Source organism: Myxococcus vastator, from assembly GCF_010894475.1.
In the GTDB taxonomy this organism is placed as follows: Bacteria; Myxococcota; Myxococcia; order Myxococcales; family Myxococcaceae; genus Myxococcus; species Myxococcus vastator.
In genome coordinates this window covers 1-834 of sequence record NZ_JAAIYB010000907.1, presented here as the reverse complement: position 1 = coordinate 834, position 834 = coordinate 1, and the positions used below count along the sequence as shown (strand labels likewise).

Sequence of the window (834 nt, the reverse complement as noted above, 5' to 3'; positions counted from 1 at the left end):
CCCGCACCTCGGGCCCCACGCCCATGCCCCTCAGGTGGTGCGCCAACTGGTTTGCACGCCGGTTCAACTCCGCGTACGTCAGCCGCTGGTCCTCGTACTCCACCGCCACCGCGTCTGGCGTCCGCTGAACCTGCTCCTCGAAGAGCGCACTCAGGCTCGCATCGCGCGGATACGGAGTCGCCGTCCCGCTCCACTCCTTCACCAACCGCTGCTGCTCTTCACTGCCCATCAGCGGCAAATCGAGCAGCCGTGTCTCTGGAGCACTCACCGCGGCGTCCAGGAACACCCGCAGGTGCTCCAGCAGCCGCTCCATCGTCTCGGACTCGAACAGGTCGCTGTTGAACTCCAACGCCCCCGTCAGTCCGCCTTCGCTCGACTCACCCAAGCCGAGCGTCAAATCGAACTTCGACGTCTTTCCAGCCGACTCCGCTGCCTCCAACTTCAGTCCTGGCAGCCTTACCGCGCCTCCTGGAGTGTTCTGCAGCACCAACATCACCTGGAACAGCGGGCTGCGGCTCAGGTCCCGCTCGGGCTGAAGTTCCTCCACCAGCCTCTCGAAGGGCACTTCCTGGTGCGCGTACGCACCCAGCGTCACTTCGCGCACCTGTGCCAGCAGCTCACGGAAGCTGGGATTGCCATCCAGCCGTGTCCTCAGCACGAGTGTGTTCACGAAGAAGCCAATCAGCCCCTCCGTTTCGGCTCGCGTGCGGTTGGCGATGGGGGAGCCCACAGAGACGTCGTCCTGGCCCGCATATCGCGACAACACCACCTGGAAGGCCGCCAGCAGCACCATGAAGGGCGTCGCATTCTCCCGCTGCGCCAACCCCTTCACTC

1 protein-coding gene is annotated in these 834 nt (G+C 65.0%); it reads right to left on the bottom strand.

Annotation, left to right across the window (positions count from 1 at the left end; translation table 11 throughout):
- Positions 1 to 834: condensation domain-containing protein (locus tag G4D87_RS38260; protein ID WP_163787649.1), on the bottom strand; the 834-nt coding region annotated here is incomplete at both ends.